Annotated in this window: 14 protein-coding genes; 5 read left to right on the top strand and 9 right to left on the bottom strand. The window is 36.2% G+C overall.

Annotated features, from left to right (window positions below):
- Positions 1 to 22 precede the first annotated feature (22 nt).
- From QMO11_RS02040 to QMO11_RS02020, 5 genes are all read right to left on the bottom strand, one after another.
- A complete protein-coding gene (locus QMO11_RS02040; RefSeq protein ID WP_282035801.1) occupies positions 23 to 1,174 on the bottom strand; it encodes a FecR family protein in 1,152 nt (383 codons plus the stop codon).
- Positions 1,175 to 1,273: 99 nt separating this feature from the next.
- Complete coding sequence (locus QMO11_RS02035; protein ID WP_282035800.1) at positions 1,274 to 1,855, bottom strand: RNA polymerase sigma-70 factor; 582 nt, start codon at positions 1,853 to 1,855, stop codon at positions 1,274 to 1,276.
- 314 nt (positions 1,856 to 2,169) lie between these two features.
- On the bottom strand, positions 2,170 to 2,313 hold the full coding sequence (locus QMO11_RS02030; RefSeq protein ID WP_282035799.1) for a hypothetical protein: 144 nt from the start codon (positions 2,311 to 2,313) through the stop codon (positions 2,170 to 2,172).
- A 47-nt stretch (positions 2,314 to 2,360) separates the two neighbouring features.
- Positions 2,361 to 3,851 (bottom strand): alpha-L-fucosidase, encoded by a 1,491-nt coding sequence (locus QMO11_RS02025; protein WP_282035798.1) that lies wholly within the window; start codon positions 3,849 to 3,851, stop codon positions 2,361 to 2,363.
- A gap of 148 nt (positions 3,852 to 3,999) precedes the next feature.
- Entirely contained in the window at positions 4,000 to 5,631 is a 1,632-nt protein-coding gene (locus QMO11_RS02020) for a sulfatase family protein (RefSeq protein ID WP_282035797.1), read from the bottom strand.
- A gap of 215 nt (positions 5,632 to 5,846) precedes the next feature.
- Here QMO11_RS02020 and QMO11_RS02015 point away from each other — a divergent pair, with 215 nt between their 5' ends.
- Positions 5,847 to 7,451: an alpha-L-fucosidase gene (locus QMO11_RS02015; protein WP_282035796.1), complete on the top strand. Its 1,605-nt coding sequence runs from the start codon at positions 5,847 to 5,849 to the stop codon at positions 7,449 to 7,451.
- 68 nt (positions 7,452 to 7,519) lie between these two features.
- Here the strand turns inward: QMO11_RS02015 and QMO11_RS02010 are convergent, their stop codons facing one another.
- Positions 7,520 to 8,737: a hypothetical protein gene (locus QMO11_RS02010; RefSeq protein WP_282035795.1), complete on the bottom strand. Its 1,218-nt coding sequence runs from the start codon at positions 8,735 to 8,737 to the stop codon at positions 7,520 to 7,522.
- Positions 8,738 to 8,931: 194 nt separating this feature from the next.
- On the opposite strand from QMO11_RS02010, the gene QMO11_RS02005 reads away from it, so the two are divergent.
- The 3 genes from QMO11_RS02005 to QMO11_RS01995 all read left to right on the top strand — a co-directional run bounded on the left by QMO11_RS02005 (position 8,932) and on the right by QMO11_RS01995 (position 12,623).
- Complete coding sequence (locus QMO11_RS02005) at positions 8,932 to 10,035, top strand: glycoside hydrolase family protein (protein WP_282035794.1); 1,104 nt, start codon at positions 8,932 to 8,934, stop codon at positions 10,033 to 10,035.
- 73 nt (positions 10,036 to 10,108) lie between these two features.
- Positions 10,109 to 11,542, top strand: a complete 1,434-nt coding sequence (locus QMO11_RS02000) for a sulfatase family protein (protein ID WP_282035793.1) — start codon at positions 10,109 to 10,111, stop codon at positions 11,540 to 11,542.
- Between the two features lie 727 nt (positions 11,543 to 12,269).
- Complete coding sequence (locus QMO11_RS01995; RefSeq protein WP_068472900.1) at positions 12,270 to 12,623, top strand: helix-turn-helix domain-containing protein; 354 nt, start codon at positions 12,270 to 12,272, stop codon at positions 12,621 to 12,623.
- 461 nt (positions 12,624 to 13,084) lie between these two features.
- On the opposite strand, the gene QMO11_RS01990 is transcribed toward QMO11_RS01995, so the two are convergent.
- The 3 genes from QMO11_RS01990 to QMO11_RS01980 form a co-directional block, all read right to left on the bottom strand.
- Positions 13,085 to 14,815 carry a T9SS type A sorting domain-containing protein gene (locus QMO11_RS01990; protein WP_282035792.1) on the bottom strand — a complete coding sequence of 577 codons (1,731 nt, stop codon included), beginning with the start codon at positions 14,813 to 14,815 and terminating at the stop codon, positions 13,085 to 13,087.
- A 224-nt stretch (positions 14,816 to 15,039) separates the two neighbouring features.
- Entirely contained in the window at positions 15,040 to 15,228 is a 189-nt protein-coding gene (locus QMO11_RS01985) for a T9SS type A sorting domain-containing protein (protein WP_282035791.1), read from the bottom strand.
- Entirely contained in the window at positions 15,222 to 15,410 is a 189-nt protein-coding gene (locus QMO11_RS01980) for a hypothetical protein (RefSeq protein WP_282035790.1), read from the bottom strand. The genes QMO11_RS01985 and QMO11_RS01980 overlap by 7 nt, the downstream gene beginning before the upstream one ends.
- Before the next feature lie 377 nt (positions 15,411 to 15,787).
- Here QMO11_RS01980 and QMO11_RS01975 point away from each other — a divergent pair, with 377 nt between their 5' ends.
- A complete protein-coding gene (locus QMO11_RS01975; RefSeq protein ID WP_282035789.1) occupies positions 15,788 to 16,390 on the top strand; it encodes a hypothetical protein in 603 nt (200 codons plus the stop codon).
- The last annotated feature ends 119 nt before the right edge of the window (positions 16,391 to 16,509 follow it).

The raw sequence follows: 16,509 nt of genomic DNA, 5'->3' as shown, positions 1-16,509 counted from the left end.
ATTACACCTTCTTCTTTTTATTTTAATTAACAAATACCTGTGATCCTTCAACCGTAAAGTTCACCTCATTTGTTTTTTCAATAATTGCAAGTACTTCTTCTAAGGACTCATATCTTTTCATTTTTCCTGTGAAACGTATATTTTTTAAAGCATCATTTTTATAATTAAAAGAAACATCGTACCATCGCTCAAGCGTTCCTAGCATCTGTACTAATGTTTCGTCTGAAAATTGAAATATTCCATTCTTCCATGCAATACATTGCGATACATTTACTTTACTTGAAGCAATTTTACTAGTATTTATATCGTAAACAGATTGGTATCCAGGGTTTAATTTTATAGACTCACCTGAATTAGTAACTACCTCTACTGCTCCTTCAACCAAGGTTGTTTTTATAGAAGGATTGCCATCATAATTATTAACATTAAACTGAGTTCCTAAAACTTTAACTTTCTGACTGCCCGACATTACAATAAATGGATGTTGCATATCTTTTGCTACTTCAAAATATGCCTCACCAGTCAACTCAACAACTCTTTGATCATTTACAAATGCTACGGGATATTTTAACTTGGTTTCTGAGTTTAGCCAAACTTTTGTTCCGTCTGAAAGCTCAAGGTAAAACTCACCTCCACGCGGAATCATAAGGGTATTGAAGCTTTCTTTTATACTTTTATTTTTTTGCTCTTTATAAGATATCCCGCTTTTTGAAAGTTGAAGCGAAGAACTTCCTTGATTAACCTCTAACTGTGTTTCGGGAGTTATTACAGCTTCAGTGCCATCTTCTAAAATAAGGACGGCCTTTTTTTCACCGTGAGTAATTTGTGTCGAACTATTCTGAGCTATTATAGTAGGCTCACTAACTGAGAATATTTTACTTTGTAAATAAAGAACTGATAGTCCGAGAATTAAAATAACACTTGCTGCAGCCGAAATACTATACCACCTTCGCTTATTAATCCGATTTGATATGTTTTTAAAGGCTTCTTGCTGATTTAAATTAGGTGTAAGATTAATTGAGTCTTCAGAATAAAACGCTTCAACATCTTTGTATAATTGTTCTTGTTTGGGTGAAATACTGCGCCAATCATCAATTAACTGTTGCTCTTGTTTTGAAACACTAGCGTTAAATTTTTTCCAAAGTATATGATAGTCTATGTTATTTTTATCCATTTATTAGGTGTCTTTGTATATAAGACGACAAGCACCTAAAAAAGGATGACACAAATTTTATTTTTTATTTATACTTTTTAACAATCAACCGATATCAGATTAAGTAAATAACAATAAAATGGTTGATATAAACTCTTTAATCTTCTTCCTACCCCTTGATAGCTGGGTTTTTACGGTATTAACGGATATATCGAGTTGCGAGGCAATTTCTTCAATCTTTTTAGAACTAAAATATTTTGCCTTCACTATTTCTGCCATTTGAGGTGGCATCTGATTAATTATTAAGGATAGTTTATTAAAAAGGACTTCGTTCTCAGGCTCCTCTTCTTCTAATTGAGCATTCATAGTTGCCTGTATAAATAGAACCCTATATTTATCTGTAACCTGTAGATGCTTCAAATAATCGAGACTGCGATTTTTTATTGCTTGGTAAAAATATGACCTTAAGTTAGTTCTTACTTTTAGTTGCTTTCTGTTTTCCCATAACCACACAAAAAAATCTTGTACAATATCTTCACTAATTGCTCTATTAAATACATAGCCCTCTGCGAATCTTATTAAGGTTGGGTAATAATAATTAAATATACTTTCATAGGCTTCTCGATCACCTTTCTCTAACTTCTTAATTAAAGTAATATCTGACTCCAAAACAGATTCGCATTTAAGCGTAAATTCTTTCATCGTTATATGATATAGGTGGTAGTAAGAAATTAAAATCCAAAATGAAATTACTAAGCACGAAGCAATATATTCATTTTTTTTTCATTTTTTTAGTCTTGTGTTTATTTCATCAATATCTCCCTCTTATTTCTAAATTTTCTCATCTAATTAAATACATAAATCTCAACTTTCATTTCACTAAACAAGTAACGATATTGATTAATCTCTAAAACATATACGCATTTGAGTATAGATTCTTTCTTAGCAAAATTATATAGATAGTATGTTTAAATTGTGCCCCAATACCTGATAAAGGTATTGGGGCTTGGTATGATTTATTTACATTCAATAGAAATTTTTGTTTCTCTTAATTCTTCACCTTTTACCGTTATTTGAGATACACCTGTTTCAAATTCACCTTCACACTCTAGGTATTTAACCGGAGCCTCATTCTTATCTACATTTAAATATAAAAACAAAAAAGCTTGCGACAAATTAATGACGCAAGCCTTCTTATATTATTATATTATTGTAATTGAATTTTTAAAGCAAAAGCATGCTCACAAGGTTTGGTATCTGGCATTTCAACCTGTAAACCATTCTCTGTTAACTCCCAGTTAATTTTACCCTCATAACCTAAAAGGTTAACTGATTTAATATTTTTAGTTAACAAACCTTCTTTTTTAGCTAGGCTTCTGATATTCATAGTTTCTGTTGGCCATGCCATTGTAATGGCATATAAATCGTCACCTTTAGTTGTAAATCGAATATCCTCTGCTACAGCCTCAGGGTTTTTATCCTCGCTTAAGTGACCTTCTACAATTTCTTGTGGGCCTTCACCGTAAATTTTCCATGGTCGCGTATCAAAAATGGCTTCTCCATTTACTTTAAACCACTCTCCCATTTCTAACAAACGAGTTTCAACACCTTCTGGAATTGTTCCATCAGCACGTGGCGTAATATTTAAAAGTACAGCTCCATTTTTACTAACCACATCTACTAAGAAATCGATTAAACGATTTGTAGATTTGTATTTTGGATCAGAAATATCACACCATGCTTTCCAATCAATAGAATCATCGGTTAACCAAGGGAAATCCTTCTTCTCACTCATTCGTGAACGCTCTAAATCCAATACAGCAGTACCTACAGCCATATCTTCAAACTTGTAAGTACAAACTACATCACGTCCCCAATCTTGAGCTTTGTTATAATAGTTAGCCAAAAACTGCTTTCTATAATCCTCTTCAATAATATCCATTTTATTATCGAACCAAATAATATCAGGCTGATACTTGTCCATTAACTCATCTAAACGAGCTAACCATTCCTCATGAAATTCTTTTTTTGGAGGATTTGGATAATCTCCTGTGGCCATTACAAACGATCCTTCAGGCACATATGGTCCATATAATCCCTCGTAAGCCGGATCACTGGCATCTGTTGTTTTATCCCATGTTGGAAACCAAGCATATAACCAATGGCGGTGGTAAGTGGCAATAAACTTCATGCCCTGCTTACGAACTGCCTTGGCCATTTCGCCTACAACATCGCGCTTTGGCCCCATATCCATAGCATCCCATTCGGTTAACTCACTATCCCACATGGCAAATCCATCGGCATGTTCTGCAACTGGCCCTGCAAATTGCGCACCTGACTTTTTAAACAATTCCGCCCACTTGTCAGCATCGAATTTATCGGCAGTAAACATTGGGATGAAATCTTTGTAACCAAAATCCTTTAGATTCCCATAAGTTTTTTCATGATACTCTCTAATCGGATGGCCTTCTGTGTACATATGAATGGCATACCACTCCGTTTCATGTGCAGGCACAGAATATGGCCCCCAGTGAAAATAAATACCAAATTTGGTATTCAACCACCATTCTGGAACTTCATATTGCTTAAGTGACTCCCAGTCGGCTTCATACTTTATTTTCTCCTTGGCTTTCTCCTTAGGCTTAACACTGCATGACATTAAAATGATGGCACACATTACTAACAATAGATTTCTCATGTATAACTTTTTTAAGTTTAAACGATTAATAGCGTTTTTGCATTATTTAGTTAATTGAATTAAGGATTATCCCTAATTAATGTGTAAAAGTAAATTATATACGTACCAATCGTTTAAACTTATGCGCTCACTATTTGCACGTATCCGCTTATTTATCCCAATTGGCATCAACCACTTTCTTAATATGAGGATAGTTTTCATCTGTATCACCTACCTCTTCGCGTAAAGCTTTAAGTTTGATTTTCAACTGATCCTGAATCTCTTTGTATTCAGGATTACCGTATACATTATTCATTTCATTAGGATCATTCTTTAAATCATATAATTCCCAAGCTGGAGGTGTATGTCTTGTAAAATCGTTACCCCATGATTTCTTATTCCATGAAGCATTAGGATCATCGGTATCAACCCAATATCTTCCGTAGAAGAAAATCAGTTTATAGTCTTTTGTTCTGATTCCGAAATGTGCTGGATTTGCATGACGGTGTGCCATATGCATCCAATAACGGTAATAAGTAGCATCGCGCCAATCAGCAGGTTCTTCCCCTGTTTCTAAAATAGATTTGAAACTTTTGCCTTGCATATAATCAGGCGTTTCACCACCTGCCATCTCAATAATAGTAGGCGCAAAATCAGTATTATTGATAATGGCATCTGTTCGCATACCAGCCTCTATTCCCTCAGGGTAACGAACTATGAAAGGCATACGCATAGACTCTTCATACATCCAACGTTTGTCAATATAATCATGCTCTCCTAACATAAAACCTTGATCGCCTGTGTAAATAATAATGGTATTATCTAATTCACCGCTTTCTTCAAGATAAGCGAATAAACGTGCTAAATTATCATCCACACCTTTTACACATCGCAAATAGCGTTTGATATATTCTTGATAAGTTAATTTGGTGTACTCAGGGTCTGCAATATCCTGATCAATGTCCATATGCATACCCATATTACGAATGGTATTACGGTGTGAAACTGATGATCCGATTACATGAATCAATTCATCATTGTATCCCTTAGTACCAACCGAACCATTATTTTCGTTATCATATAAACTAGCAGGCTCAGGCATATGCGTATTCTCAAGATAATCGGCATATCTTGGGGCAAACTCAAACATATCGTGAGGTGCTTTATAATGATGCATCAAGAAATATGGTTTTGAATCATCACGATTTTTTAACCAATCAATTGTGATGTCAGTAATCACATCGGTACTATGACCTTTTGTTTTAATGGTTTTAGTTTTTTTAGTTACCGGAAATTCATACTCCATTCCTTTTTCTATAAAAACAGGATCGAAATATTCACCCTGGCCACCATGTCCAACTAGTACTTTATAATAATCAAAAGCAGATGGCTCAGTGTGTAAATGCCACTTACCAATTATTGCAGTTTCATAACCCAACTTTTTTAACTCTTCGGGCAAATATTGTTTATCGTCAATGTGTCCTTCTAAGTCGATTACACCATTGGTATGATTATATTGTCCCGAAATTATTGCAGCTCTACTTGGCGTACAAATAGCATTCGTCACATAACAATTTTCAAATATCATTCCTTCGTTGGCAAACTTATCTAAAACCGGAGTTGGATTTAAGGCTGCCAAACGACTTCCATATACACCTACTCCTTGAGTGGTATGATCGTCAGACATGATATAAATTATATTCGGTTTCTTCTTCTTTTCTACTTTTTGCGTGCAACTAAATACTGTGCCACACATTGCAAACAGTGCTAAAATTTTAATAGGTCTTCTGAGTAAATTCATAATAAGAAATATTTTTAGCTAAAATTATTATAAAAGTATAGATCGATGGCGTGTAAAACAGGCTATATATGCGGGGGTAATTACGCAGTAGTACACTATTGCAATAGTTTTTCTAAAATTCCTCCGTTTTACTGTTTTTTTATACCCCCTAGTTCTTGTGGTTTTACAATACTTTTACATTGTGATGAAATAACGAATATTTAATATAACTATTTATGATACTAAGAAAATCACTTAAAAAGGTTTATATGGTTGGAGTAGCTGGTACATTACTACTAGCTAGCTGTGGTCAGGGCACCTGTGATAAAAAGGCCGAGGCCGAAACAAAATTTACTCCTGACTGGGAGTCATTAAATACTGTTAACCAAGTTCCAGAATGGTTTGAAGATGCTAAATTTGGTATCTATGCCCACTGGGGACCTGTTTCTCAAGCTTTTGTTGATATGAAACCAAAGCAACATATGGCTGGTTGGCATGGCATGATGATGTACGGAAAGAACGGAGTACCGAACTGGAGCACAGGTAAAAACAATGGCAAACCAACATCTAATTACCTTCATCATACTGAATTATTTGGAGACCCTACTGAGGAAGAAAAGTATGGCTACAAATATTTAATCGAAAACTTCGATCCTAGTGGCTTTGATGCGGTTGAGTGGGCTGAGTTATTCGAAAAATCAGGAGCAAAATTTTCTGGTCCTGTTGCTATGCACCATGATAACTTTGCCATGTGGGATAGTAAAGCTACACGTTGGAACTCTGTAAACTACGGTGGTATTGACGTTTCTAAAGAGTTAAAAACAGAGATTGAAAAGCGCGACATGAAGTTTTTAGCTTCATTCCACCATGCATTTACATGGATGTATTATGCTCCATCTCATATGTACGGAAAAGTTGATCCTAAAGATTATGACTTATATACCAACAAGCACACAATGGATGATAAAATGCCAGATGCTGAATTTCATGAGCAATGGTGGGCTAAGTTAAAAGAATACATCGATGTATATCAGCCTGATTGTTTATGGTTTGACTGGTGGTTGGAGAATATGACTGAAGAATGCAGAAAAGAATTCTTAGCATACTATTATAACAAAGGTATTGAGTGGAATAAAGATGTAGCTGTATTATTTAAAGAAACTACATTTACAGAAGAAACTGCCATTAGAGATTACGAACGTGGTCGTCCGAATCAAATGAAAGAGCAGGCATGGATTACCGATACTTCGCCAGGTGCATGGTTCTACCGTTCAAATGCTAAATTTGTGAGCACTAATGAGTTGGTTGATATCTTAGTTGATATTGTATCTAAAAACGGTAGCATGCTACTTAATGTGCCACCAAACCCAGACGGTACTATTCCTCAGGAAATGAAAGACCTTTTAATTGGCATGGGAGATTGGTTAAAGGTTAATGGAGATGCTATTTATAAAACTCGTCCTTGGACGATTTTTGGAGAGGGTCCAACTCGCTTACCTGCAGGTGGTCATAAAATTGAGCGCAAAAAGATCGTATACCAAGATACAGATATTCGCTTTACTAAAAAGTCTGATACAGAAATGTATGCTATCATTATGGATTCACCTAAAAAGGATATCGTAATTAAAACTTTCAGCACTGATTTAGGTGTGGTAAATAACCCTATCCAAAACGTGAGCTTATTAGGTAGCGATGAGAAACTAGAGTGGGAAAGAAACTCTAAAGGACTTGTTATTAAAGCGCCTAAAAACTTACCAACTCAGCACGCGCACTCATTCAAAATTACTTTTGAAGGTTACAGAGAAGCAGACATAGGTGGTGAGATTGAGCAAAACTTATAATACCTATAAAACAGAATAATAAAAGCTTCCTTCGGGGAGCTTTTTTTTTCTATTAAAACCAAAGCCCCCTAAAAATCAGTTGTAATTATACTTTTATTATCTAAGGTTTTAAGCATAAAGTTATTGACCGATCCACTTCCGTTAAAAGAAATAGAAGCGCCCATTATATTTCCGATTGACTCGGTATAACTCCCTGTGAAAACAAGCTCTTTATTAACGAAAACATCAATTACTTTTTCTTTATTAACAAGCATCATATCAATCCAATTATCCGGATTTACCACAAAGCCATTTAAATCGTTATTGATATTATCATATGATTGCTCACCTAGCGTCATTTCACAAAAACGACTACAGCCCTCTCCTACAAACTTGAGTTCTATTTTTCCGTTTTCTCCCACAATTGATATAACCGTTGCATAGCATTGCACCGCAGCCCAATCGGAAACATTTTTAAAAGTGGATGTACATATAAACTGATCTCCACTTTTACCGGTTTTCTTGTAATTATCGAGCTTAACAACCACAACCTCATTGGTATTGACCCCAATAGTTTGAAGGTCAGTTTTTGAGGCATAAAAAATACCATCCTTGATGCAGTTTTCCATTGGTATGGTATAATAACGCTCCCTATTCTCCAATTTAAAATAATAAGCCAAAGCATTCCACTCTTCAGTGCCAGCTAGTACTTTAAGGGTACCTGAGCTGCTGCGTTTATCACCTTTTAAAGTCACATTAAAATATCCTGGATAGGCATAAAAATGCGAACATTTACCATCGACAGTAATATTATACTTGCGCGATTTATCACCAAAGTCGATAAACAATGGCTCCTTTGTTTCCGGTACAGTATAGCTAAAGTAGGCGGTAGTAGGGCACTTACCCTCTGTTTTAAGTAAACTTATGGTCCCTGAAGGAGCAAGAGTAGTACTCTTTTTAGTTAAGTTACTGATTACAAATACTGCTACCATAATAATAACTACCACGGCTGCAGCCCCTATCCATCTGTTTCTTTGGGTAAATGGAGTATCATCAGTAGGCATATACCCAACATAAAGGCTTAAAGCATCTAAGGTAGTTTGCTGCGGTTTATAATCGTCGGCAGTTTTAACCTTACCAAAAAAACGTTTTAAAGTAGCAACACTAATCAGAATTTTAGTATCACGATGAATCTCAAAACTCAAACTTTCAAAGTCTTTATTCTTCCAAAGTTTTCTTTTGCCATGGTTAAACTTTCGTTCAACCAAAACCATTAATTTATTTTGAATTTTATTCTGTTTTAACACTATGAACACCCTTTTTTACCAACTTATAAAAACCTACTTATCAACACAATAAGTTATTCATTCTTTTGTTTTGCAATTGAACAGGTGAAGATGCTAATAAAAAATCATTTAACCATACTTTTAAATGTAGTAACAGTATTACAGTAGAGAAATTACTGCGCCTAATATTACAATCAGAACTTAAATTAAGATATATGAAAAAAACAATTTTAGCTCTTCTCGTCATAGCATGTTTTGCTTGCTCTCAACCTAAAAAAGGAAATCCCGATTATAAAATTGAATTTGGTAAAGTAGAGAAACGTTCCGTTTTTAGCGGAGGTGACAGTTTAAGCCATTGGGGTGGTTCCTTGGTAAAAGGCGAAGATGGTTTGTACCACATGTTTTATTCGCGTTGGCCAAAAGCGCCGGGTTGGGTTTGGGTTTCACATTCTGAAATAGCCCATGCTGTTTCCGATTCTCCGTTTGGCCCTTTTAAATTTAAAGATGTAGCATTGCCTGTAAGAGGCGTTGAATATTGGGATGGCATGTGTACGCACAACCCAACCGTACATAAATTTAATGGTAAATATTACTTATACCACATGGGAAATACCGGCGATGGTAAAATTGTTGGAGTCCCAGGAAAGCACCGTATAAATTGGCTACATCGCAACAATCAACGTATTGGAGTGGCTGTTGCCGATAGTCCTAATGGGCCATGGAAACGCTTTGATGAACCCGTATTAGATATTACACACGATAGCTTAGCTTATGATGCAGCCGTAACTTCAAACCCTTCGGTTTGTCAGATGCCCGATGGAAAAATTCTTATGGTATATAAAGGTGTTGGCAAAAAAAGCCCTGCCCCTAACTACGGACCCGTTGTACATTGCGTGGCCATTGGGGATACACCAACCGGACCATTTAAGAAGTTTCCTGATCCGGTATTTACTTTTCCGGGAGAACACTTCCCTGCCGAAGATCCATACATTTGGTATCAAGAAGGCCGCTTTAGAGCCGTTGTGAAACGCATCCGCCACGAAGGCAAAAAGCGTTTATTCTCATTGGTTCACTACGATTCGGAAGATGGCATACACTGGAATAAAGCCAAGAATTTTGAAATATCAGAACGTATTTTCACTTGGGAAGATGGCCGCACCCAACAATTCACTCACCTCGAACGCCCTCAGGTATTTATCGAAAATGGTGAGCCCGTAGCCCTACTCTGCGCTGCCGACACCTTAGATGCCAATAAAGTACGACATTCATTTAATGTTCAAATACCACTTATTGTTACTAAGGAATATCCACAAAAGTAAGTCCTAAATAACGCAGTCTAATGAAATTTAGGCTGCCCATTAAAACATACAACAAAACTAAAATTACAAAGCAATGAAATTACTTAATTCAATAGCAATAGCACTCCTCGTGCTACTTAGCATACAAATACAAGCACAAGACCGACCTAATATTTTATGGATTAATGGCGACGACCTAGGTGCTGAACTGGGCTGCTATGGCAACCCCGATGTATACACGCCGCACATGGATAAATTAGCCAGCGAAGGCATTCGGTTTACCAAGGCCTACTCCAATGCAGCAGTGTGCTCGGCCAGTCGATCGTCAATGATAACGGGTATGTATCCGCCAAGCGTTAACAGTCACGATCACCGTACCATCGACAAAACCCCATTACCCCAAGGCATTGAACCCATTGTTACTTACTTTCAAGAGGCTGGTTATTATTGCATCAACGGTAATGCCCGCAATCCTAAAGTGAAAGGCAAGGGCGATTACAACTTTACCAATAAAATAGAGTACGACGATATTAATTGGAACACACGCGCTGAAGGGCAGCCTTTCTTTGCACAAATTCAAATTAACGATCCACACCGAACTTTTCATCACGACAAGGAGCACCCAATAGATTACAAAACTGTTTCAATGCCCAAATGCTACCCTGATTACCCACTTCTGAAAGCCGATTGGGCTTGGTATTTAGAGAGTGTACAGCATGCCGATAATTATGTAGGACAAATATTAAAACGCCTCGAAGAAGAAGGATTGGCCAACAATACCATTGTCATATTATTTGGCGATCATGGTCGCCCGCACCTACGCGACAAGCAATTTTTGTACGAAGGTGGCATACATATTCCGCTTATTGTGCGTTACCCCGACGGCAAAAACGCAGGCACTGTTGATGAGCAATTAATTAGCCTGATTGATGTTGCAGCCTCTACCCTCGCCATGGCCAATATCAAACAACCCAAACACATGCAAGGCATCGACCTTTTGGGCAAAAAACCCAACAAGCGCAAATACATTTATGCCTTCAGAGATAGAGCTGGCGATGCCCCTGATAACATCAGAAGCATTTGCGATGGCCAATACAAATTAATTTGGAATAGAATGCCAAATCAGCCCTACATGCAACTGAGCAGTTACAAAAGATTACAATATCCGGCCTACACATTGTATCACGAGTACTACAAAAGCGGAAAACTAAAAGCTCCGTACACCCAATTTATGGCCTCAACTCGTCCTGAAATTGAACTATACGATTTAAACCAAGACCCCAACGAGTTAAATAACTTGGCCAACAAAAAGGACTACGCCAACATTAAAAACAAACTATTTAAAAAGCTAGAAAGCCAAATGCCAAAGTTTGAAGAAAACAGAATTGCTGAGGCCCCAGAAACCACACTAAAAGCTAAAAAATCGTCAGATGCCTACTTAAAAACTAGCCTTAAAAAACGCGGCTTAGATCCTAACATTAGCGATAAGGATTTATTAATTTATTGGGAAGAACTACTATTGAAGTAGCTCATATAAGTCCGGTTTAGGCAAAAACAAATGCATATTTTAATGCACAACATACACACATCCAATAAACATCACCAAAGGTTCAGTTAAGGCTGAACCTTTCTTTTTTCCCCTAGGGCGTGTCCCTCTGGGCCGCGCTATCCCTTCTATCTTTGCTTCGCCATAATGGGCTCACAAAGGATGCCAGTCCTATCGCTCACGCAAACATCGCCTGCATAAACACTACAGGTTTAGTCCACTGCAAGCCCGTAAGTAAATGGCATACCTTTAACAAAAACATAAAAACCACCTACACTTAAAACAAATCCACTTTCTTATATTACATGATCACTACTACTATCTCCAGAAACTTGTCCAACTTGAATAAACCATTGTTCAACTTAATTAAATATATTATAATCATTACTAATTCACTTTCAACGCTAAATAACAACCTTGCAATTAAAATAAATTTTCAATCATCAGCGTATAACACTAAGGTGTAGGGTGGTAAAATTAAGTCCTAAGTTTATAATATTGGGTCTTAAGTGATAATGCCTATGTCGTAAGGAGACAATTCTAGGTCTTAGGTATATAATAATAGAGACTAAGTATATTAAATCCGAATATCGCATGTTATTACTAGAGTAGAAGTATATTTAATTAGAATAGAGCAAACTAAATATAGAGAGGAAGTATAATAGTTTAAATAATTGTAGTAAATTCAGGTTTCATAAAACCATATACTATGTTACAATATAACTTTGACCGCATTTTTAAGGCACGTGGAATAGCCAGACCTTATAGTTTTTTACTTAAGCATGGATTTTCGGGCAACTTGGCCACCCGTATTAAAAACAATAAGGTGTTGCGTATCGATTTACACCACATTGAGCACTTGTGCTTACTATTAAAGTGTACGCCCAACGATTTTATTCAATGGATACCTAATAACGATAGTAACGTGGACAATAACCATCCGCTGTATCAAATGAAATTACCTTCGGAAGAAGTAAACTTGGTTAAAACCATTAATTCTATTCCGCTGGGCAAGCTTGAAGAGATAGAAAAGCTAATTAAGGAGAGCATAAAGGATAGTTAGTTATAAGTTGTTCGAAATAATAATTACATATTGGGCTGTTTGCCCAAACCTGCCTGCCGGCAGGTAGGCCCAACTTCATCCTGAAACAATTAAGAATACTCAATTCTTAATTGTCCCGATGCCTTGAAGCAAGAAACGGAACCTGCCTGCCGGCAAAGGCAGGGCAAAGAAATTTTCCCAAACTAACGAGGCGCATAAATAATAAGCCTAAAAAAACATATTCTAATAAGCATTACTGCCGTATTGTTACTACTGAGCAGCCCAGATAGTAACGGCAGCCCTTGGGCTTTTGTTTTTAGTAGTGCTTGGCTGGCGGATGCGACCGCAGGAAGCACACGCACTGCTTAGCAATACTTAAAACAAAAGCACAAGGCTATAGTGAATAGCTGGAATTTGCTGCAAAAAAGAATAGGCCATCGTTTAAATTCGATGGCCTATTTTTTATGTTTGTAAATGAGTGATTACTTGACTTGTATTTTTTGTACTTCTTTGTTTGTTCCGTTAATTACTTCAACCAAATAAATGCCTTTTGCTAAATCAGAAACCGAGATTGTACTCACTGCGCTTGTTGCAATTACAGAGCGTACTTTTGAGCCGGCTACCGAAATAAGGTTAATCTGACTGCCTTCGAGGGCTTGAATATTCAGAAGGTTAGATGCAGGATTTGGATATACCTTAGTGAGTAACTTGCTTTGTGGAGCAAGGGCTGTGGCGCCATCTGCTACTAAAATTACTTCCTCAAGAATATCTTTAGTTACGCTTGCATCAAGCTGCTCTAATGTTCCGTTTTGGGTGATATAACCATTGGCAGATACCGAGTAGCTGTAAGTGGTACCGTCGTCTTGGAGCTCAGCCATATAAACACCATTGGCATCGGTTGAAGCATTGGTGATACCGCCATCTGTAATAGTTATAGTTGCAGTAAGTGCTTCGCCATTTTCGTTTTTAACTACAAAGTAGGTATCGTACCATCCAAAATATTTATAAAATGTAGTAGAATTGGCATTTAAGGTAGTTAAAGCAGGTACAAAACCTTCGCGTGGCTTTAGGGTTGCGGGTGCCGAATTATACTCGGGATGCTCAACTGTTGCTGTTTGATATAACGAACCGGTATACTCCATACGGTAGGTGTAAATGGCTCCGGCTGTTGCCCCAACGGTATTTAAATTACCAATCCAATACCCTGTTCCTGCATAATTATAAATAATATCGTCGTCTTTTTTAAGTACAAATGTAGATGCTGCTCTCTCTAGTGATTTTTCGCTATTAAGCTTATCAACTGGCCCTGTAGAACTATAATTAGGATAAAATACCAGTTGATTATCAAGGTTATCAGCATCATCTGCTATTGTAATATCAACCATTTTATCAGCATCTGCAGCCACGGTAATAGATGCTGAATGCATTGTATAACCTTTTCCCATTAGATAGTAGGTGTAGGTACCTGCTGCTATTCCGGTAAAGGTTGTGCTGGTTTCAACAGGATCGGTTTTGGCACTTATTAGTTTAGATGTACCATTTAAAGTAATCCACACGTTTTGAGCAGTACTTGCTGGGCGCGTAATATTAAATGTAACGGATGGTTCAAATGCTTTTTCTTCGATAGAGAAATCATCGTAATAAACAGTAAATGAACCCGGGTTAACTTGCATCATAAGGTAAGCAATATCAAGATCGCTTTGATCTGCACTGCTTAGGTTGATATCATATTCCAATTCTTCCCAAGTATCATACTTAGCCGATTGCCAAGTTTGGTAACTAATATCAGATACCGGTGTTTTATTAACTTGTACAACATTTGTACTTGTCCCTTTTCTTAAATATAATTTCTCTGCCGGAGATGACATATCAACACTTGAGCCCACAACATACCTTTTATACTTAATGGTATAAATTTTAGTATTGTCTAAACCCAATATTTGGCCCTGAAATTTACCGCGGATAGAGTTAACAGCAGCACCATCAGGAATTTGAACATCTAGCTTTATACTATGTCCTGTTGCGCCTGCAAACTGCTCTGTTGAATATACAGGGGTTGCCGTTATTTGGGTTCCTGCATCGGGCGATGCTATCCAATAATCGCCAAAGGTATCTTCAAATCCTCCGGCTAAATCTCCTATTAAATTTTGTGCATTTATACTTGCGCTTAACATTAAAATTAAGCCTAATAATACGTGTAGTTTTCTCGTCATAATTAATACGTTTTGATTGTTTTCTTTCAAGTGTTAAATTATGTATACACAACAAACTAATGTGGGTAAAAACGATGAAGAAAACAGGGTAATAATTAGTGAAATGCAGAAAACATGCACTATTTGGAGGCAAAAAAGAAGGGTTTCGTTTCCGAAACCCTTCCTAAAGTAATACAAAATAACGATACTTTAAACGATGAATTTAAAGTAAAGATTAGCCTTAATTAGTTTATTTGAACCTTCTCAACTTGCTTGGTTCCGTTATTAATAATTTCGATTAAATAAATACCTTTTGCTAAATCAGATACCGGAATTGTAACAACTGAACTGCTTGCAATTAATGAACGAACTTTAGCGCCTGTAACAGAAACCATATTTATTTGACTTCCTTCTTCGGCTTGTATATTTAACACATTAGTTTTATTTCGAGTATCTTTGCTTTCTGATCTTCATTCAGATCCATAACAGTGGCCATCTCCTCTGTTTTATCATGTATTTTCTGAATATGTTTCGGAGTTGACTTTTGAGCCAGTGCATTCATTCCTATTAATAGAAATAGAAAGACATAAATAGATTTTTGTAGAATGTTTTTCATAGTGTGTGATTTTATGAATTATTATACGGCCAAAATATTAATAACCACAATCACTAAAAGGGTACTAATGATTACAAAAATCGGGTATTAAAAACAATGCAGGCTTATTATAGAATTCTCAATAGTATGAATCCCTTCTGCATACCATATAACTATACTAATTATTGAACTCAGGGCAAACAACTCCAAAGGCTAAATCACTAATAATTAATACGGTTTGTTAATAAATGACATTTATATTGTTAACAAAATAGAAAAACAGCCCGATATTCCAAACATACCTTAAGCCTTGTTAATAAACATTTTATTACTACTAGCATGGCATGGTATTTATACTACTAGTTGTGAAGTTAATAATCAATTTAAAATTATATACGATGAAAAATTTTTTAGCAATTGCAGCAATAGTAGTGTTCGGATTTAGTGCACAGGCAGGTAATAAAGTTATGGTGTATCATAATCAAGTTGATGATAAATATGTAGTATCTGTATTAAACGACGACGCTAAATATCAATCTTTAGAAATAAAAGACTTCTATACTGGTGATGTTCTATTATCTGAATCGATGGAAGGTAAAGACTTTGTACAAGAACAAGTAAGCATCGACTCATGGGGTGCTAGCGTATACAAAGTTGAGTTAGATTCTGATGGTGAAGCTTACGAAGAAACATTGGTTTTTATTGATGGACAGCAAATGCATAACATTATAAATATTGAGAAAGATCAGCCTGAAAATTCTAAAGTTTTTATGGAAGAGGATAATGACAACCTAGTAGTAAGTCACTTTAATCCTAAAAAGGAAACTTTGGAACTTAGAATATATGACGGAAATACAAAGAAAGCCGTTGAAGAAGAATATATAGGAGACAAAAAGACTTATACTAATAAGGTAGATATTTCTGAATTAAAAGAAGGTAATGATTATACCTTAGCTTTAAAAGAAGGAGATACCGTTTACTTGTATCAGTTTACAAAATAAGTTCAGCTTTAAACGCTGACAGAAAGAGGGAGTCTTGCATAGGCTCCCTCTTTTCTATTTTATACCTTATAGTACTTTCATCTTATCACCAATATTGAACTCCATATCACTAGAACAAT

The organism is Saccharicrinis aurantiacus (assembly GCF_947489045.1).
Classification (GTDB): domain Bacteria; phylum Bacteroidota; class Bacteroidia; order Bacteroidales; family Marinilabiliaceae; genus Saccharicrinis; species Saccharicrinis aurantiacus.
Note: the sequence above shows the minus strand (reverse complement) of the source record. Positions and strands in the feature narration are given on the sequence as shown.

Excerpts from the sequence above, each read along its gene's own strand:
- QMO11_RS02040 (WP_282035801.1), bottom strand. The coding sequence starts at position 1,174 with ATGGATAAAAATAACATAGACTATCATATACTTTGGAAAAAATTTAAC.
- QMO11_RS02015 (WP_282035796.1), top strand. The coding sequence starts at position 5,847 with ATGATACTAAGAAAATCACTTAAAAAGGTTTATATGGTTGGAGTAGCT.
- QMO11_RS01995 (WP_068472900.1), top strand. The coding sequence starts at position 12,270 with ATGTTACAATATAACTTTGACCGCATTTTTAAGGCACGTGGAATAGCC.
- QMO11_RS02025 (WP_282035798.1), bottom strand. The coding sequence starts at position 3,851 with ATGAGAAATCTATTGTTAGTAATGTGTGCCATCATTTTAATGTCATGC.
- QMO11_RS01980 (WP_282035790.1), bottom strand. The coding sequence starts at position 15,410 with ATGAAAAACATTCTACAAAAATCTATTTATGTCTTTCTATTTCTATTA.
- QMO11_RS02035 (WP_282035800.1), bottom strand. The coding sequence starts at position 1,855 with ATGAAAGAATTTACGCTTAAATGCGAATCTGTTTTGGAGTCAGATATT.
- QMO11_RS02000 (WP_282035793.1), top strand. The coding sequence starts at position 10,109 with ATGAAATTACTTAATTCAATAGCAATAGCACTCCTCGTGCTACTTAGC.
- QMO11_RS01975 (WP_282035789.1), top strand. The coding sequence starts at position 15,788 with ATGAAAAATTTTTTAGCAATTGCAGCAATAGTAGTGTTCGGATTTAGT.
- QMO11_RS02005 (WP_282035794.1), top strand. The coding sequence starts at position 8,932 with ATGAAAAAAACAATTTTAGCTCTTCTCGTCATAGCATGTTTTGCTTGC.
- QMO11_RS01990 (WP_282035792.1), bottom strand. The coding sequence starts at position 14,815 with ATGACGAGAAAACTACACGTATTATTAGGCTTAATTTTAATGTTAAGC.
- QMO11_RS02020 (WP_282035797.1), bottom strand. The coding sequence starts at position 5,631 with ATGAATTTACTCAGAAGACCTATTAAAATTTTAGCACTGTTTGCAATG.